This is a genomic window from Microcystis sp. T1-4 (genome assembly GCF_000297435.1).
GTDB lineage: Bacteria > Cyanobacteriota > Cyanobacteriia > Cyanobacteriales > Microcystaceae > Microcystis.
Genome location: NZ_CAIP01000358.1, coordinates 1 through 776, shown reverse-complemented (window position 1 = coordinate 776; position 776 = coordinate 1). Strand labels below are relative to the sequence as shown.

Annotated in this window: 1 protein-coding gene; it reads right to left on the bottom strand. The window is 40.5% G+C overall.

Translation table 11 applies throughout. The features are described 5' to 3' along the window. Positions 1-591 (bottom strand): response regulator (locus MICAI_RS17265; RefSeq protein WP_039900456.1); only part of this gene is annotated, 591 nt, incomplete at its 3' end. Between the last annotated feature and the right edge of the window lie 185 nt (positions 592-776).

Genomic DNA, 776 nt, shown 5'->3' with positions numbered 1-776 from the left:
TGGATTTGTATTACTGCGAATAATCACATGAATGACTCGACTCATTTCGGGAGTAATCTCACCGTATAAACCTTCTTGAAATAGTTCTAATATATGATTGACAGACACTAAGGGAGTTCGCAAATCGTGGGTCATCCTCGAAACAAAATCTTCTTTTTGTCTAGCCAATTGCTCTTTTTCTTGTTTGGCAATCGCCACTTCTTGTTCCGCTTCATAGATGCGTAGGGCGTTTCGCATCGCTTGATTTAAGCGCGAGGCAGAAAGACGAAATTTACTCAGATAATCGGAAGCACCGGCTTTCATCATATCTACGGCAATTCCTTCGTCTCCGTGACCGGTTAAGACAATTAGGGGTATTTTAACTCCCTGCTGCCGAATTTCCCGCACCAAAGTTAAACCATCTCGATCGGGTAGAAGATAATCGATAAACATACAGTCGAAAAGATTATTGGACATCTGTTCTTTAGCCTCTTGATAGTCAGCGGCTTCTGTTATTTCTATCGCCATCTCCGATGTTCTTAAGAATCGGCGCACGGCGATCCGATCTACTTCATTATCATCAACAATTAGAATTCTTAACTGGTTTAACATTGCCAATTTAAATCTGAATTTTATTACTGTCTGATCTACCCTGATAGAATACCTCGAATCGGGTTCGATGGTCAAGACATTTTCGAGGTCGATTCTTACAGCTTTTTTCTTAAAGATGAAGTATAACCTAATTTGCTATTGCTGAATCTTGAGAACCGGGTCCCCAAAAGGAAAACTCTATACCT